Origin of the sequence: Streptomyces brasiliensis (assembly GCF_014647875.1) — a bacterium.
Classification (GTDB): domain Bacteria; phylum Actinomycetota; class Actinomycetes; order Streptomycetales; family Streptomycetaceae; genus Streptomyces; species Streptomyces brasiliensis.
This window is the reverse complement of sequence record NZ_BMQA01000003.1, coordinates 221,808-239,473: the sequence shown is the minus strand read 5'-3', so window position 1 is coordinate 239,473 and position 17,666 is coordinate 221,808. Positions and strand designations below refer to the sequence as shown.

Sequence of the window (17,666 nt, the reverse complement as noted above, 5' to 3'; positions counted from 1 at the left end):
TGTTCAAAAGTGACTGCTCAGCCCCATCAGGGTCTCAGACCGAGGCCCAAGCTACACACGCACCGTCCGGGCTGGGGACCCCCGTGCGAGGGTTTGCGCGATCAGCGTCGCGTGATGCTGCGCACGCTCCACAGGGTCAGGATTCCGAGACCGACGAGGGTGGCCGCGGCGCCGATCAGTTCTGCGGTCACGGGCATGGAACCTCCGGAGTACGGCGAGAGGCGGGGTTTGCCATCTAGGCACGGCGGGCATGCGCTCTTCGGAATCCGCAGTTCCTTTCGTCTCCGAGTTCACTCGTGAGGCAGATTCGGGACGGGCGGTGGGCGGCTCCCTGTTCGAAGGCCTACGATCCTCTCTCGTGTCCAAACTGACCGACGTGCCCAAACGCATCCTGATCGGGCGCGCACTGCGCAGTGACCGGCTGAGCGAGACGCTCCTGCCCAAGCGCATCGCCCTCCCGGTCTTCGCCTCCGACTCGCTGTCCTCCGTGGCGTACGCGCCCGGCGAGGTCCTGCTGGTCCTGTCCATCGCGGGTGTGTCGGCGTACCACTTCAGCCCCTGGATAGCGGTCGCTGTCGCCGTGCTGATGTTGACCGTGGTCGCCTCCTACCGGCAGAACGTGCACGCCTACCCGAGCGGTGGCGGCGACTACGAGGTGGCGACCACCAACCTCGGCCCCAAGGCAGGCCTGACCGTCGCCAGCGCGCTGCTCGTCGACTACGTCCTGACCGTCGCCGTCTCCATCTCCTCCGGCATCGAGAACCTCGGCTCCGCCGTCCCCTTCGTCGTCCAGCACAAGGTGCTGTGCGCGGTCGCCGTGATCGTGCTGCTGACGCTGATGAACCTGCGCGGCGTGAAGGAGTCGGGCACACTCTTCGCGATCCCCACGTACGTGTTCGTCACCGGCGTCTTCATCATGATCGCCTGGGGTGCCTTCCGCGGACTCGTCCTCGGCGACCTCATGCGGGCGCCGACCGCCGACTACCACATCAAGGCCGAACACCAGGGCCTCGCCAGCTTCGCCCTCGTCTTCCTGCTGCTGCGCGCCTTCTCCTCCGGCTGCGCCGCGCTTACCGGCGTGGAGGCGATCTCCAACGGCGTCCCCGCCTTCCGCAAGCCCAAGTCCAGGAACGCGGCGAGCACGCTGGCGATGATCGGCCTGCTGGCCGTGACGATGTTCTGCGGCATCATCACGCTGGCCATGACGACCAAGGTCCGCATGGCCGACAACCCGGCCGTCAACCTCCTGCACAACGGCGTCCCGGTCGGCCCGGACTATGTGCAGAACCCGGTGATCTCCCAGGTCGCCGCGGCCGTCTTCGGCAAGGGCAGCTTCCTGTTCGTCATCCTGGCCGCGGCGACGGCGCTGGTCCTCTTCCTCGCCGCCAACACCGCCTACAACGGCTTCCCGGTGCTCGGCTCGATCCTCGCCCAGGACCGCTATCTTCCCCGCCAGCTGCACACCCGCGGCGACCGTCTCGCCTTCTCCAACGGCATCGTGCTGCTCGCGGGCGCCGCCATCCTGCTGGCCGTCGTCTACGGTGCCGACTCGACCCGGCTGATCCAGCTGTACATCGTCGGCGTGTTCGTGTCCTTCACGCTCAGCCAGGTCGGCATGGTCAAGCACTGGAACCGCCACCTGGCCGTCGAGAAGGATCTGTCGAAGCGCACCCACATGATCCGCTCCCGCGCGATCAACACCTTCGGTGCCTTCCTCACCGGTCTGGTGCTGGTCGTCGTCCTGGTCACGAAGTTCACCCACGGCGCCTGGGTCGCGCTGCTCGGCATGTGCATCTTCTACGCGACGATGACCGCTATCCGTAAGCACTACGACCGGGTCTTCGAGGAGATCGCGGCTCCCGAGGGCCCGAGCGACGACAGCGTACGGCCTTCGCGCGTCCACTCGGTGGTGCTGATCTCCAAGATCCATCGACCCACTCTGCGCGCCCTGGCCTACGCCAAGCTGATGCGCTCGGACAACCTGGAGGCGCTGACCGTCAACGTCGACCCGGCGGAGACGAAGGCGCTGCGCGAGGAGTGGGAGCGGCGCGGCATCGACGTACCGCTGAAGGTCCTCGACTCCCCGTACCGGGAGATCACGCGGCCGATCATCGACTACGTCAAGGGGCTGCGCAAGGAGTCCCCGCGCGACGCGGTCTCGGTGATCATCCCGGAGTACGTGGTCGGCCACTGGTACGAGCATCTGCTGCACAACCAGAGCGCTCTGCGGCTGAAGGGCCGGCTGCTGTTCACGCCCGGCGTGATGGTGACCTCGGTGCCGTACCAGCTGCAGTCCTCCGAGGCGGCCCGTGACCGGGCCCGCAAGCGGCAGGAATGGCACGCGCCGGGCACGGTGCGGCGCGGTCCGGCGCAGGTGCGGCCGAAGGAGCCCGGCGCCAAGCACTGAGGGGTGCGGGGAGGACGTAGACTGGTGGGCTGTTGTCGGCCCGCCGAGCGGGCTGTTACCCCTTCCCTCGTCTGGAGCCACCCCGCCATGCAGGCAGAACCGAAGAAGACGCAGGCGGGGTCCCCGGCGGAGTCGCTCGTGGGTGAGGAGTACGAGGTCGAGATCGGCCCCGTCGCCCACGGCGGACACTGCATCGCGCGGACCGCGGAGGGCCAGGTGCTGTTCGTCCGGCACGCGCTGCCGGGAGAGCGAGTCCTTGCCCGCGTGACGGAGGGCGAGGAGGGTGCCCGCTTCCTGCGCGCCGACGCGGTGGCCGTCCTGGACGCCTCGAAGGACCGGGTCGAGGCGCCCTGCCCCTTCGCGGGCCCCGGACGCTGCGGCGGCTGCGACTGGCAGCACGCCAAGCCGGGCGCGCAGCGCCGCCTCAAGGGCGAGGTGATCGCCGAGCAGCTGCGGCGGCTCGCGGGCCTCACGCCCGAAGAGGCGGGCTGGGACGGCACGGTGATGCCGGCCGAGGGCGACAAGCTGCCCGCGGGCGAGGTGCCGCGGTGGCGGACGCGTGTGCAGTACGCGGTGGACGCCGAGGGCCACGCGGGGCTGCGCCGGCACCGCTCGCACGAGGTGGAGCGGATCGACCACTGCATGATCGCCGCCGAGGGCGTGAGCGAGCTGGGCGTCGAGAAGCGCGACTGGGCCGGCATGGACTCGGTGGAGGCGATCGCGGCGACGGGCTCGCAGGACCGCCAGGTGATCCTCACCCCGCGCCCCGGCGCCCGCCTGCCCCTGGTCGAGCTGGACAAGCCGGTCTCGGTCCTCCGTGTCGACGAGAAGTCCGGCGGCGTGCACCGCGTCCACGGCCGCCCCTTCGTCCGCGAACGCGCCGACGGCCGCACCTACCGCGTCGGCAACGGCGGCTTCTGGCAGGTCCACCCGAAGGCGGCGGACACCCTGGTGACGGCGGTCATGCAGGGCCTGCTGCCGCGCAAGGGCGAGATGGCGCTCGACCTCTACTGCGGCGTCGGCCTCTTCGCCGGCGCGCTGGCGGACCGGCTCGGCGAGCAGGGCGCGGTCCTCGGCATCGAGTCGGGCAAGCGGGCGGTGGAGGACGCGCGGCACAACCTCGCCGCCTTCCCGCGCGTCCGCGTCGAACAGGGCAAGGTCGAGTCGGTCCTGCCGCGCACGGGCATCACGGAGGTCGACCTGATCGTCCTGGACCCGCCCCGAGCGGGCGCCGGCCGCTCCACGGTCGCCCATCTGTCCTCCCTGGGCGCCCGCCGCATCGCCTACGTCGCCTGCGACCCGGCGGCACTGGCCAGGGACCTGGCCTACTTCCGGGACGGGGGGTACCGGGTGCGGACGCTGCGGGCGTTCGATCTGTTTCCGATGACCCATCACGTGGAGTGTGTCGCCATCCTCGAACCGGCCGCGAAGGGCTCCTGACCTGCGGTTTTGTGCGTGCGCATTATGTGCGGTGTGGGCGTTACGGGCGATATCTTGACGCTGAAATGACGCTCGTGACGCTCATTTGACGCTCGTTCTGATGGGGTGTCAGGCCCGTTGTGTCGCTGCTCAGGCGCTCTGACGGCCACTCTGTGGGGCAGGTTGGCCGCATGGGTCTGATCGACAGTGCGCTGCTACGGGCGGTGAGCGGGAACGTCCAGGCAACACTCTGCCGCCTCGAGCCGTACGATGCAGGCGACGCAGGTGCCCATCGGCTCCTGGGTAGACCTCTCTCACAGATAGCTGGCATCGGAAGGGTGACAGGCGTATGGCGGCAAACGCCGAGCACCTGAAAGCTCTCGTGCGAGCGCACGCCGAAGCCAACGACGACCTCTTCTATAGCGTCGCCCTGCAGGTGGCGGCAAAGTCCGCTCGCCAGGGGCAGGGGAGGTTCGCTGTAGAACTGCGTGAGCTGGTTGAGAGCGCGCAGCAGAAGCAGAGCAGAGCCAGCAGCCGGAATGCGGCAACCCCGGTCGTGCAGCCCCGCGGCGAGCTCACCAGCCTTCTGACAGCGGGCTACCCAGACACCCAACTTGACGACATGACCCTGGACGCGGGGCTACGAGCGTCTCTGGACCGCGTGCTGCACGAGCAGCGTCAGCGCGCCCGGCTGGAGCGTTTCGGCTTCACTCCAGTGCACCGCATCCTGCTGTCCGGCCCTCCAGGAACCGGAAAGAGCATGACCGCCGCAGCATTGGCCGGCGAGCTGAAGCTGCCGCTGTTCACCATCCGTCTGGACGGGCTGATCAGCCGGTTTATGGGCGAGACCGCAGCAAAACTGCGCCTGGTTTTCGACGCGGTCGCCCAGACACGCGCTGTCTACTTGTTCGACGAATTCGATGCCCTCGGCGCCGAGCGAGCGGCAGGCAACGACGTCGGCGAGGCCCGCAGGATCCTGAACTCTTTCCTGCTGTTCCTGGACGAGGCTCCCTCTGAGAGCCTGGTCGTCGCTGGCACCAACCACCACCAGCTTCTGGACCGGGCGCTCTTCCGCCGCTTCGACATGATCGCCACGTACGGTGCCCCCACGCCCGAGCAAGCCGTGGAGGTCATGCGCCGACGGCTAGCCGGAATGGATACAGGCACAGTACGGTGGGACGCCGTGACAGACAGTGCATCTGGTCTGAGCCATGCCGAGCTGGTCAAAGCGGCGGAAGCGGCAGCCAAGCGGGCCATCCTGGTCGGCCGAGACGTGGTGGACGAGCAGCTGCTGCTGGAAGCGCTGAGCGAGCGGCACGCCTCCCACCATGCCTGAGCCCGCAAGAGCGACCCCGCACTTGGTGGTGGCCTGGCGGGCCGCCACCCTGACCCCGCGCTCCGAACCCTCTGGCGGAGGCGGACCTGACCTAGCCCAGCGCGAAGACCGTCACGGGCACGCTGCTGCTCTGGTGGACGGCCTTGAGAAGGCCGAACGAGAGTCGGCCCAGCTCATCCACGAGACCCCCGACGCGTTCCAACCTGACGGTTTCGCCGTGCGGATCGAAGCAGCGCGTGACCACCCGCTGTCGCTGGAGCGTCTCGACGGCTCGGGCCTGACGCTCATGAGCAGCCATCCGCAGACCGACGACGCTCCACAGGATGCGCTGGTCTGGGTCCCATTCGACAAGGTCACCTCGTTCACGCAGCGGATCCACGCCTTCACCGAGGACACCGACGGGGGCAATCCCAAGCAAGCCCCCTTGGTGGCCAACATGGAGCAGATCCACCGAGCGCTTCTGGAGCACCTGTGGCAGGAGCGGCAGGACCTGCCGCCCATGGACGAGGAGCGGTGGTGGGAGCTGTGGTTTGATCCGCGGATCTCGCCGACGGATCCGGTTGTCACCCTGCGTTCCCTTGCTGGCGAGCGGCAGTGGCGCATGAGTGACCGGGCGATCCATGTGGGCGAGCGCCTTGTCGCGCATGTTGCGACGACCGGCGAGGAGCTCACGGTCCTGCTGGCCACGAACGCCTGCCCTGCCGAGATCCGCAGGCCGACCTTCGCTGAGGGCATCTACGCCGTCGACCGCGCCTTCCGCGTGGACCTCGTCGAAGATCTCGCCGATCGCATTGAGCACGCCGACCCTCAGGCCCCCGCGGTGTGCATCCTGGACACAGGCATAGCCCAGGAACATTCGCTACTCAAGCCCGCCTTGCACGAGCGGGCCTACACCGTGCTGCCAGGCAGTACACCAGCGGACCGCAGCGGACACGGTACGCAGATGGCCGGGCTCGCCCTGTTCGGGGACTTCGCTGCCGCCCTTGAGTCGAAAGGCCCAGTGGTTCTCAGCCACGGTCTGGAGTCCGTGAAGATCCTCGACGACAGCTACGTGCCGGCAAAGTCACCGCGGACCTGCGCCGAAACGACCGCTAACGCTGTAGCGACCGTCGAAATCGGCAATGGTGGTCCCGTGCCGTCCGCCCGGGTTTTCTCGATGGCCGTCACCCGACAGTCCGGGGAAGGCGAGAACGGGGTCGACGGCACAGCAACCCTGTGGTCGGCCACCCTGGATGCTCTGGCGGCGGGCACGGACGTGACTGTGCGAGACGACCGCATCGATTTGATCGGCGCACCGGATCCGGAGGCGTCGCGGCTGATCATCGTCAGCGCGGGCAACGTCCGCGGTGCTGTTCCCGATCAGATGCGCACCGAGGAAGGCACGCTGGATCCCCTGCTGCTCTCCGACCTGTCGCGTATTGAGGAACCCGCCCAGGCGCACAACGTGCTCACCGTCGGGGCCTGCACGCACCTGGATACCGTCCCGGACACTCCCTTGTTTCGCGGGTATCGGCCGCTCGTCGTCCAAGGCGGCCTGTCGCCGTTCAGCCGAACCTCCGTGGCGCTCACGAACGCAGCCATCACCAAGCCCGACATCGTCCTGGAAGGCGGCAATATGCTCGTCGCGCCGGACGATAGTTTCCTGGACCAGCACGAAGTGGTGAGCGTGGCAACCACCCACCACGACCCCGCGCGTCAGCTGACCTGGGCGAACGCCACCAGTGCTGCCACCGCACAGGCGGCAGCACTGGCCGCCACGGCGATGAGTACCTATCCCGGACTACGGCCGGAGGCGGTCCGCGCCCTGCTCGTCCACGAAGCCCAATGGACGCCGACCATGGTCGAGGAGGGCCTTTTCAAGAAGACCGGAACTCCCAGATTGGCCAAGGGTGAGGTCATGCGGCAGGTGATCCGCCGCTATGGCTGGGGCGTACCCACCGCCGAACGCATACGCAGCAGCGCCTCCAACGCCGTCACGATGATCATTCAGAACACGCTAGTGCCGTTCAAGAGGGTTAAGGGCGGGCAGGTCCGGCTGGCTGAACTCAAGCTGCACGAACTGCCATGGCCGCTGGAGCAGCTGCGCGAGCTGGCCGAGACCACTGTGGACCTGCGCGTGACGCTCGCCTACATGATCGAACCCAACCCCGGCCGGCGTGGCATGCTCGGTCGTTACAGCTACGCCTCGCACGGTTTGCGCTTCGCCATCAAGGGCCCCACCGAATCAGGCGACGCCTTCCAGAGACGGTTGGCTGAACAGGCAGAACACGAAAGTGACGGGATCGGCAACCCGAAAGCGTTCGAGTCCCACAGCCACTGGCTGGTCGGCCCCCGATTCCGCAATCTCGGCTCCCTGCACGCAGACATCTGGCGCGGATCAGCGGCCGAACTCGCCGACTGCGGCACGCTCGCGGTCTACCCGGTCGGCGGCTGGTGGAAGGCGAACAAGCGCAATGACCGAATCGGTCTCCCCGTCAGTTACGCCCTCCTGATCTCCCTGCGTACCCCGGAGGTCTCCACCGACCTGTACACCCCCATCGCAACCCAGCTTGGCGTGCCGGTCGAGGTCACTCCACACGCACAGACCGAGATTCTGGACGGCATCCCCATCCAGATGGAATTCGGCTGATAGGTGACCAGGCGGGCCCAACCCAGCGTCGGCGGCCCTGATGGTATCCGGGGCACGCTTCCGGTCATCTTGAGATCATCGGCCGCAGCCCTGCGGCCCGTCCGGTTTCCGTACGCTAGCCCTGTCAGACCTCTCCGGTACGGTGCGAGCAGCTGGGCCCTCCCAGCGGAACAACACAAGAAGGTGGCGTGTGAGCGACAAGAATCAGGAGCTGGCCGACTTCATTTGGTCGGTCGCCGACCTGCTACGGGGCGACTACAAGCGCTCCGAGTACGGCAAGGTCATCCTGCCGATGACGCTTCTACGCCGCATGGACTGCGTGATGAAGGACACCCGCGAGGCCGTATGGGCACGTGCCGAGTCCTTTGCGGGCCAAAACAAGGATGCGGTCCTGCGTGCGACAGCCGGTCGCGACTTCTACAACCTCTCCCGCCAGACCTTCGCCACCATCGGTGCGGATCCGGACACGCAGAAGGTCGAGAAGAACCTCAAAGACTTCATCGGCGGCTTCTCCTCGGAGGCCACTGAGATCCTCGACCACTATGCCTTCCATCTGCAGATTGACCGCTTGGCCAAGGCTGGACTGCTCTACCTCGTGGTCCAGAAGTTCGCTGGCATCGACCTGAGCCTCGAGGCCGTGGACAACCACAACATGGGTTACGTCTTCGAAGAGTTGATCCGCAAGTTCGCGGACGCCTCGAACGAGACCGCCGGTGAGCACTTCACCCCGCGCGAGGTCATCGAGCTGATGGTCGAGCTGCTCCTGGCTCCAGACGGCGAGCGCCTTACCGGCGCAGCGCCGGTGATCGACATCCTCGACCCTGCCTGCGGCACCGGCGGGATGCTCTCCTCGGCTCAGGACCACATCCAAGCCCTCAACCCTAACGCGCGCGTGAACGTGTTTGGGCAAGAGCTCAATGCCGAGTCGTACGCGATCTGCCGCTCTGACATGCTGCTGAAGGGTCAGGCTGCATCCAACATCCACTTCGGCAACTCCTTCACCCAGGACGGCCATGAGGATGAGCAGTTCGAGTACATGCTCGCCAACCCGCCCTTCGGCGTGGAGTGGAAGAAGGTCGAAAAGCAGGTCAAGCAGGAGCACGAGGACCGTGGCTACGACGGCCGCTTTGGTGCCGGTCTGCCTCGAATCAACGACGGCTCATTCCTCTTCCTGCAGCACATGATCCACAAGATGCGGCCGCTGAAGAAGGACGCCGAAGGTAGGGAGATCGGCGGCAGTCGCATCGCGATCGTCTTCAACGGCTCCCCGCTCTTCACCGGCGGCGCCGGCTCCGGTGAGTCCGAGATCCGCCGTTGGATCATCAGGAACAACTACCTGGAAGCGATCGTCGCCCTTCCCGATCAGCTCTTCTACAACACCGGGATCTCGACGTACGTCTGGATCGTGACCAACCGCAAGCCGAAGAACCTCAAGGACCGGATCATCCTCATCGACGCGCGGGACCAGTGGTCCAAGATGCGGAAGTCGCTGAGCAACAAGCGCAAAGAGATCAGGGAGGACCAGCGCAAGGAGATCTGCGCCTGGTACGGGGAGGCTTATCACCTGACGCGCTCCGGTGACGGCTCGCAGCACTCTGTGCCGGACAAGGTCAAAGTCTTCGACGCCGACAACTTCGGCTACCAGCGCATCACGGTGGACCGGCCGCTCAAATTGCGTTTCGAGGTCTCCGAGGATTCCCTGGACACGCTGCGGGTGGCCAAAGCAGTGGAGAAAGAGCTCGGAGAGGGTGGGCCGGAAAAGCTGGTCGCCGCGCTGAAGCCGCTGCTGGGCAGCACATGGAAGACCAAGTCTGAGGCGTGGATTGCCCTTGGCGCGGCGATGGACCAGGCCGGCATCACCTGGCCGAAGGCCAAGCCGTTCGACAAGGCAATGCGTGATGCAGTAGGTGTCCCAGATCCCGAAGGCGAAACACAGTTCATCAAGAAAGGTCAGCCTGAGCCAGATCCTGACTTGCGGAGCACTGAGAATGTCCCGTTGCGCGAGGACATCGACGTATACTTCGAGCGCGAAGTTAAGGAGCACGTCGAGGATGCGTGGATCGCAGAGTCTAAAGACCCCAAGGCCCGGGAAACCGTACGCTACCGTGTGGGCTACGAGATTCCGTTTACTCGGCACTTCTACGTGTACCAGCCGCCGAGGCCGCTCGAGGTAATCAGCGCCGAACTCAAAGCTCTCGAGGTAGAGATTCAGGGGCTTCTGGGAGAGGTGGCTCAGTGACATCTGATGTAATCGCGCCATGGCTGTCGGAATCTCGGTGGCCGACAGTCCCTATCCGTTTCGTCGCAAGACTCGGCACCGGGCATACGCCGAGCCGTAACGTGCCAGATTATTGGGAAAACTGCACAATTCCTTGGATCACGCTTGCGGACGTCTGGCAGCTTCGCAGTGGGACCGTTAACGTGATCACGGAAACGAAGGAGAAGATTAGCTATCTCGGTTTGGCCAACTCTGCCGCAGTGAGGCATTGCGCGGGTACGGTGATCCTCTCCCGTACAGCATCGGTCGGATTTTCCGCGATTATGGGAACCGACATGGCGACCACCCAGGACTTTGTCACTTGGACATGCGGCCCCGATTTGGAACCGCGGTTCCTGCTTCACGCACTTCGAGCCATGTCGCCGGACTTGAAGCGTATCGCAGCTGGATCGACGCACAAAACTATCTATATGCCCGACATCGAGCAACTGCGAGTACCGCTACCGCCTATAGACGAGCAGCGCCGCATCGCCGACTTCTTGGACGCTGAGACCGCACGTCTTGATAGGCTCAGGGACCTTCGTCGAAGTCAGCTCAACAAGCTAGACGAGTGGTACAAGGCCGAGATTTCTGAGGCAACTACTCCTGGCATCTCTTCCCCCGGAGACCGTAGCGCGTTGTGGCCGTGGCTTCCGGCGTCAATCTCTACTATCAGGCTCGGCTACTTGGCCCGAGTTCAATCGGGGGTCACGGTGCATGGCGCCCGGAAGGCGACCCCCAATGATGGCGAATATCCATACCTTCGTGTCGCGAATGTGCAGGGCGAGAAAGTAGATCTGGCAGAGGTTAAGACGATCACCATTCCCGCAGATCTGGCTCGGCGAGCAACGCTTCGAGCTGGCGACGTTGTGATGACAGAAGCTAATGGGAATCCAGACAATCTAGGCAGGGGCGCTGTCTGGAATGGTGAGATTCGAAGAATGGTGCATCAGAATCACATCTTCGCCATTCGTGTCGATCAGCGAAAGTTGATCCCGGCGTATCTATCGGCTTTGCTCGCTTCTAATCACGGACGTCGCTACTTTCGCTTCACTTCTTCGCAGGTCGGAATCGCCACTACCAGCAGCACAAAAGTAATGAACTTTCCCGTGCCAAAAATCGGTCTTGCTGAACAACAAGCAGTGGTTAACCGGTGCGAGGGTGCACGCTCAACAACGACTACTGCGGAGGAGGCTCTGACCCGCCAGCTGAGTTTGCTTGCCGAGCACCGCCAGGCCCTCGTCACCGCTGCTGTGACCGGTCGACTTGACGTGACCGCAGCTCGTCACAACGCCCCCGTGTAACACCGTCCGCCTGTCACCTACGTACGGAGCTTCATATGTCCACCGCCACGCCCCGCGCGCACGAGGCCCACACTGAGGGCGCTTTCGAGGACGCTGTCGAGGCGGCCCTGCTCCGCAGCGAGTGGGAGCGGGGTCAGGCGACGGCATACAGCCACGAGCTCGGCATCGATACTGCGGAGTTGTCAGCGTTCCTGCGTGAATCTCAACTTGAGGCGTGGGAGCGATTGATGGAGACGTACGGGGAGACGGAGGAGCACGCGATCAAGCGGTTCGCCGCGCATGTGGCCAAGCAGATAGATGAGCGCGGACTGCTGGATGTGTTGCGTCACGGGGCGGTCCAGCGCAACATCAAGCTGCGGCTGGCGTACTTCCGGCCCGCCCACACCTTGGCCGCGGGAGCGCTGGATGAGTACAACGCGAACCGGCTTACAGTGGTGCGGCAGTTCCGTTACTCCGCTGCGGAGCCAACCAAGTCCGTGGACCTCGCGTTCTTCGTGAACGGACTCCCCGTCGCGTCGGCCGAGCTGAAGAATCCCCTCACTGGGCAGTCGGTCGAGGATGCGAAGCGGCAGTACCGCGCCGACCGCGACCCGAACGAGCTGTTCTTCGCCCGTCGCAGCTTGGTGCACTTTGCGGTTGATCCCGACCTGGTGTTCCTGACCACGCGCCTGGCCGGGGCGAGGACGCGGTTCCTTCCGTTCAACATGGGCACCGGCGGTCCGGGCAGCATCGGAGGCGCAGGAAACCCGCCGGCTGCTCCCAGGGCGGAGTACGCGGTCTCCTACCTGTTCGAGCAGGTGATGCAGCGCGACAACTGGCTCGATCTGCTGCACCGGTATCTGCATGTGGAGGACGAGGCGGCCAAGGCCGGCAAAGCCCCCCGCTACCGTCCCGGCTCCGCACACAAGCAGCCGTTGATCTTCCCGCGGTTCCACCAGTGGCACGCAGTGCGGAAGCTGACGAACCACGCGGCCACTCACGGTGCGGGCGAAAACTATTTGATCCAGCACTCGGCAGGATCGGGCAAGTCGAACACGATCGCCTGGCTCGCCCATCGTCTGGCCTCCCTGCACACTCCCGAAGACCCCGCGTTCCTGGACCCGACCGCCGCCCAGGCAAAGGGTCTCGGGCCCAATCAGCCGGTCTTCGACAAGGTCATCGTCATCACCGACCGGCGGGTGCTGGATAAGCAACTTCAGGACACGATCTACCAGTTCGACCACACTCCGGGCGTAGTGCTGCGCGTCGACGATGATTCCCAGCAGCTTGCTGACGCACTTACCGGGGCGACTGCCCGCATCGTCATCACGACGCTTCAGAAGTTCCCGTTCATCCTGGATAAAGCGTCCGGGCTTGGTAGCGAGCGCCGCTACGCGGTCATCATCGACGAGGCGCACTCATCGCAGGGAGGTAAGGGCACTGACGCGCTGAAGCGGATGCTGGGCAAGCTGGGCGATGGCTCGGTCGATGATGACGGCGATCCGCTGACTGCGGCCGCGCTGGCTCGCGGAAAGCAGCCCAACCTGTCCTTCTTCGCGTTCACCGCAACCCCGAAGGACAAGACCCTCAAGCTGTTCGGGACCGAGTCACCCGTCACGGGCCAGATGGAGCCGTTCCACATCTACTCGATGCGGCAGGCCATCGAGGAGGGCTTCATCCTCGACGTGCTCGGTACTTACGTCACTTACGGCACGTACTTCAAGCTGCAGCAGGCCGCCGCGGACGAGGCTGAGCGGCAGGTTGATCCGCGCAAGGCGAAAGCGAAGCTGGTGCGGGCCGCGCTGATGTCGGCGGCCTCCCTGGAGTCCAGGGCGAAGATCATCGTGGATCACTTCCGTACCCACACCATGAATCGGCTCGGCGGCCGAGCGCGCGCCATGGTCGTCACTCCGAGCCGCGAGCACGCCGTGCGCCTCTACCAGGCGATCCGCGGCTACGTGGAGCGCTGCGGCTACACCGACTGCGGCACTCTGGTGGCGTTCTCCGGGACCCTCACTCTGGACGAGATCGAGTACACCGAGGCCAAGTTGAACGGCTTCCCAGAGAGCAAGCTGCCCGAAGCCTTCGCCTACAGCCGTCTGGACGATCCCAAGCCGCCGTCCGTCCCCAGGCCCGAGTACCGCATCCTGGTTGTCGCTGACAAGTACCAGACCGGCTTCGATCAGCCCCTGCTGACGACGATGTACGTCGACAAGCTACTCGCCGGCCTCGCCGCCGTGCAGACACTGTCTCGGCTGAATCGCACGCACCCCTTGAAGTCTGCCGAGGACTTGTTCGTGATGGACTTCGCGAACAAACCGGAGGTGATCGAGGAGGCGTTTCAGCAGTACTACGAGGCGTCGATCTCCGAGCCGACTGACCCAGACTTTCTGTTCACCCGGCACGACGAGGTGATGGCCTATCGGCTTCTGATCGAGGCGGAGATGGACGCCTTCGTCACCGCCTACTTCGCCGCCTTCAAGAACGGCACCGCCACCGACGCTGCGGTCTCCAAGGCACACTCGAAGCTGTACGCCTATACCCAGCCCGCCGTTGACCGGTTTAACGCCCTGGCCGAGGACGAGTCGGACGCAGCACAGGAGTTCCGACGCGCCTTGGACTCCTACGTCAAAGCGTACGGCTGGCTCTCCCACGTCATCGGCTTCGAGAATGAGGACTTGGAGCGTCTCTACCAATACGGGAGGTTCCTGGTACGCCGCCTCCGGCTCCCGGTCGGCTCAGCAAGCGCGGACATAGGCGAGGTCACTCCTAGCCACATGAATGTCCGCAAGACCGGAACGGCCGAGCTCAACCTGAAGGCGGAGGGTCTCCAACTGTTGCCCGGTCTTGTCCCGCAGCCCGCTGGCGCAGGCCCGGAGGTCGAGGAGAAGTCCCTCGCCCAGGTCATCGAGTCGGTCAACGACGAGTACGGCATCGGTCTGTCCACCACCGACCAGATCCTTCTCGGCCAGCTTGTCGTCGCCGTCTCGGAGGATCCGGACCTGAAGCGAATCGGCCTGCACAACGACGAGGAGACCTTCCGACGCGAGGTCGACAAGGACATGGACCGCATCGTGATTGACCAGGCGAAGTCCAACGACGCCCTGCTCGTGCGGTACTACGACGACCCTCTCATCAATAAGATCTTCAAACAGGTCGCTACCCAGCAGGCGTACGGGCTCATTCGCCGGCCTGCTCGTCGGGAAGCGGAGCGACGAGCCACCGCCGAGCGGGCCGCAGCGATCAAATCTGGCGAAGCGGGAACCACCCTGCCGGCCGATGCGTAACCTGCAACGAAAGTCCCGCCTCATGTCGAACTCCGGTGCTGGGCAGGCACCGTGGCCGAAGGGATCGCTGCAGTGCCGCACGATGGGCTCCATGATGCGCTGACCGAGGGCGCCGGAGGGCCGTCGTCCCGCGTGATCGCGGGACGCTACCGGCTCGACCGACCTATCGGTGCCGGCGGCATGGGCGAGGTCTGGCATGCCTACGATGAGCGCCTCGACCGCCGTGTCGCGGTCAAGATGATGCTCACTGACACCCGCGGTCTGCCCGGCATCCCCGGCCTCGGTGCCGCCGAGATGCTGGCCAACCGCCGCGACCGCTTCCTGCGTGAAGTCCGCACCACTGCCGCCCTGGAACACCTCGGCATCCCGGCCATCTACGACACTGGCATCGACGAGACCACACATCAGCTGTACGTGGTCATGCAGCTGCTGCGTGGACGCGAGGTGCAGGCCCTCATAGACGACACGGATTACGACGTCTCACCGCTGGCCATCTCCTGGGCCGCAGCAGCAGGCGTACAGATCGCCTCCGTACTGGACGAGGTGCACCGCAACGACGTCGTGCACCGCGACATCAAACCCGCCAACCTCCTGATCACCCCCGACGGCATCGTCAAGGTTCTCGACTTTGGCGTTGCCGCCCTGCGCGGCTCCGGCAACCACCCCCGCCTGACCCAGGAGGGCATGACGGTAGGCACCCCGCCCTACATGTCCCCAGAGCAGAGCCTTGCCAACGAAGTTGGCCCGGCCTCCGACATCTACGCCTTGGCCTGCGTGCTGTACGAACTTCTCACCGGCCGCCCGCCATTCATTGCGGATGCCAACGGCTCCCACGCCTGGCACCACGTGCGTAGCGATCCACCGCCGATCCGCACGCGGCGCCGCGATCTCCCCCAGGAGCTGGAGGATCTCCTCCTGGGCATGCTGAATAAGGAACCCGAACGTCGCCTGGCCGCTTCCCAGGTTTACGACGCGCTGCTGCCCTGGGTCTACATGCAGAACGGCTCCGGCACCGTGCGGGCCGAGTACGACCCCCGCCAGCCCTTCCACCGCCCTTTCAGCGGGCCGTCCAAGCGCCCAGCCCCGACGGGCTGCTCACCGATGCAGATCGTGAAGGCCGAACCGAACGCTGTCGCTGAGGCCGTCCCCGCCCTCCTCACCGACGCAGAGGCCAACGAAGCTGCAGATCTCGCCGCACAGCTGGCCCAGGACGGCAAGTTCGTCCAAGCAGCAGACCTCCTAGCCGGTGCCATCCGCCGTGCCCAGGACGGCGTCCTGCACGACGACCTCATGTTCTCGCTGGCCCAGGTCCGATTCCTGGCCGGCGCCCACCGCGAAGCCGCCGCGCTCTTTGACGAGGTTGGCGCTGCCTGGTGTGCCCGCTACGGTGCCAACGACGAACAATCCCTGCTCTGCCTCTACTACGCCGCCCAGTGCCGCATGGCCCTGGGTGAGTCGACAGCCTCGATCGAAGCGTTCCGCGCCTATACCGCCCATGCCCCCGAGCCTGACGACACAGAAGCCGTCGACCGCCACTTGGACGCCCTCGCCAACCTCGCTCGCCTCCATGCCGCCCGCGAACGCTTCCCCGAAGCCCGCCGCGCCGTCGCGGAACTGCGTGAAGCAACCGAACGCTTGCGCGGCCCCAACGCTCCCGACCTTGCCGACATCGACGCGTTCGTAAAGCGCCTCAACCGCTTTACAGCTTGAAGTCCCATCGGGTACCCGCCCAGTGATCGCAGTGGTCTGCGCGGTGCCGGGCACCGCCACGACGGGGAAGACTGGTGTGTCTCTGGTTGGGCCGGCTGCTGCGAGGCGTGACAGCCTCGGCTGATGGCGCGTTTCGCGTATCGAGGGCGTCCCGGACGGGTCCCCGGAACGACTCTCAGATGGCACCTGCACTTTGAACTGGACTATGGGGCTGATCTGCGCAAACGCCGTTCTCCAGGGGCTCGTCCCAAGTACTAGTGGTGGTACTGGCCGGTCCCAGGGGGCCGTGGGGGTGCCCAGGCGCCCGATGGCCTTGAGCCCCTCACGGGAAACAAATCTGTCCTCCTCGGCGTTTTCGATCTCCGAACCGACGAGGGGAAGGTGCTGGGCCTGAAGCTGTTCCACACGACGAAGAGCGGCATGACTGAGGTCAGGCCGCATCTTGCTGAGGTCGAGGCGGATGTGCAGGGCCTCGTTGAGGCGCACATGGAGGCGTTGCTGGGTGTGACGTTCCTGGCGAGCGAGTACAGCACGGGACCGGTCCACGGCGGTCGCATCGACTCGCTCGGTCTCGACGAGAACGGATCGCCCGTCATCATCGAGTATAAGAGGGGAGTTGACTCGGGTGTTATCAACCAGGGTCTGTTCTACCTCAGCTGGCTCATGGATCACCGGGCGGAGTTCGAGCGCCTGGTTCGCGACCGGCTCGGGGTCACGGCCGCGGCCCAGGTGCTGTGGAGCGGTCCGAGGCTGATCTGCGTCGCCGGCGACTTCACCCGCTACGACGTGCACGCGGTACGCGAGCACCGGCGCAGCATCGACCTGGTCCGCTACCGACTTTTCGGCAGCGACCTGTTCGGTCTTGAGACTGTGGCCTCGGTCAGCAGCCGGTTGCCGGTCTCCCGATGTGTTCGTCGGCAGGCAGCCGGGCCTGGGGGCGGCGGCCAGAGCATGGCTCTGGTTGAGCTGGCGCAGGCGGTTGACGAGTCGCTGCTGGGGCTGGGCGACGGCGTGAACTGTGTCCAGCGCAAGATGTACCGGGCGTATCAGCGCCTGCGGAACTTCGCCTGCGTGTGCACGCCCCAGAGGACCAAGCTTCTCGTCTATCTGAAGGTTGACCCGAAGCAGGTCGACCTCGTCCCTGGCTTCACCCGGGACGTGACGGGTCTCGGTCACCACGGCACGGGCGACCTGGAGGTGCAGCTGCGCACCCTGCGGGATGTGGAACGCGTCCAGGAGCTGTTCCGCATGAGCTACGCGGCGGCGTGAAGCGCTAATAGGTCTGGCCGATCACGTTTCCACGCGTCGATTCGGTCGTCGTCTCGGTGATGCCTCTCG

9 protein-coding genes are annotated in these 17,666 nt (G+C 65.4%); all 9 read left to right on the top strand.

Features of this window, described 5'->3' with window-relative positions; all coding sequences use genetic code 11:
• Positions 1-358 precede the first annotated feature (358 nt).
• The 9 genes from IEZ19_RS07045 (at position 359) to IEZ19_RS07005 (ending at position 17,597) form a co-directional block, all read left to right on the top strand.
• The gene (locus tag IEZ19_RS07045; RefSeq protein WP_189310147.1) at positions 359-2,407 is read left to right on the top strand and encodes an APC family permease; all 2,049 of its coding nucleotides are present in this window, start codon (positions 359-361) and stop codon (positions 2,405-2,407) included.
• A gap of 87 nt (positions 2,408-2,494) precedes the next feature.
• Entirely contained in the window at positions 2,495-3,847 is a 1,353-nt protein-coding gene (locus IEZ19_RS07040) for a class I SAM-dependent RNA methyltransferase (RefSeq protein ID WP_189310145.1), read from the top strand.
• A 328-nt stretch (positions 3,848-4,175) separates the two neighbouring features.
• Positions 4,176-5,162 (top strand): AAA family ATPase, encoded by a 987-nt coding sequence (locus IEZ19_RS07035; RefSeq protein ID WP_189310143.1) that lies wholly within the window; start codon positions 4,176-4,178, stop codon positions 5,160-5,162.
• 133 nt (positions 5,163-5,295) lie between these two features.
• Complete coding sequence (locus IEZ19_RS07030) at positions 5,296-7,791, top strand: S8 family peptidase (RefSeq protein WP_189310141.1); 2,496 nt, start codon at positions 5,296-5,298, stop codon at positions 7,789-7,791.
• Positions 7,792-7,981: 190 nt separating this feature from the next.
• Positions 7,982-10,030 (top strand): type I restriction-modification system subunit M, encoded by a 2,049-nt coding sequence (locus IEZ19_RS07025; RefSeq protein ID WP_189310139.1) that lies wholly within the window; start codon positions 7,982-7,984, stop codon positions 10,028-10,030.
• Positions 10,027-11,352 (top strand): restriction endonuclease subunit S, encoded by a 1,326-nt coding sequence (locus IEZ19_RS07020; RefSeq protein ID WP_189310138.1) that lies wholly within the window; start codon positions 10,027-10,029, stop codon positions 11,350-11,352. The genes IEZ19_RS07025 and IEZ19_RS07020 overlap by 4 nt, the downstream gene beginning before the upstream one ends.
• Positions 11,353-11,387: 35 nt before the next feature.
• On the top strand, positions 11,388-14,618 hold the full coding sequence (locus IEZ19_RS07015; protein ID WP_189310136.1) for a type I restriction endonuclease subunit R: 3,231 nt from the start codon (positions 11,388-11,390) through the stop codon (positions 14,616-14,618).
• Positions 14,619-14,669: 51 nt separating this feature from the next.
• Positions 14,670-16,328 (top strand): serine/threonine-protein kinase, encoded by a 1,659-nt coding sequence (locus IEZ19_RS07010; RefSeq protein WP_229840015.1) that lies wholly within the window; start codon positions 14,670-14,672, stop codon positions 16,326-16,328.
• Positions 16,329-16,709: 381 nt separating this feature from the next.
• Positions 16,710-17,597, top strand: a complete 888-nt coding sequence (locus IEZ19_RS07005; RefSeq protein WP_189310134.1) for a DUF5655 domain-containing protein — start codon at positions 16,710-16,712, stop codon at positions 17,595-17,597.
• Positions 17,598-17,666: the final 69 nt, after the last annotated feature.

Coding starts and splice junctions, on each gene's coding strand:
- IEZ19_RS07015 (WP_189310136.1), top strand. CDS start 11,388: ATGTCCACCGCCACGCCCCGCGCGCACGAGGCCCACACTGAGGGCGCT.
- IEZ19_RS07035 (WP_189310143.1), top strand. CDS start 4,176: ATGGCGGCAAACGCCGAGCACCTGAAAGCTCTCGTGCGAGCGCACGCC.
- IEZ19_RS07040 (WP_189310145.1), top strand. CDS start 2,495: ATGCAGGCAGAACCGAAGAAGACGCAGGCGGGGTCCCCGGCGGAGTCG.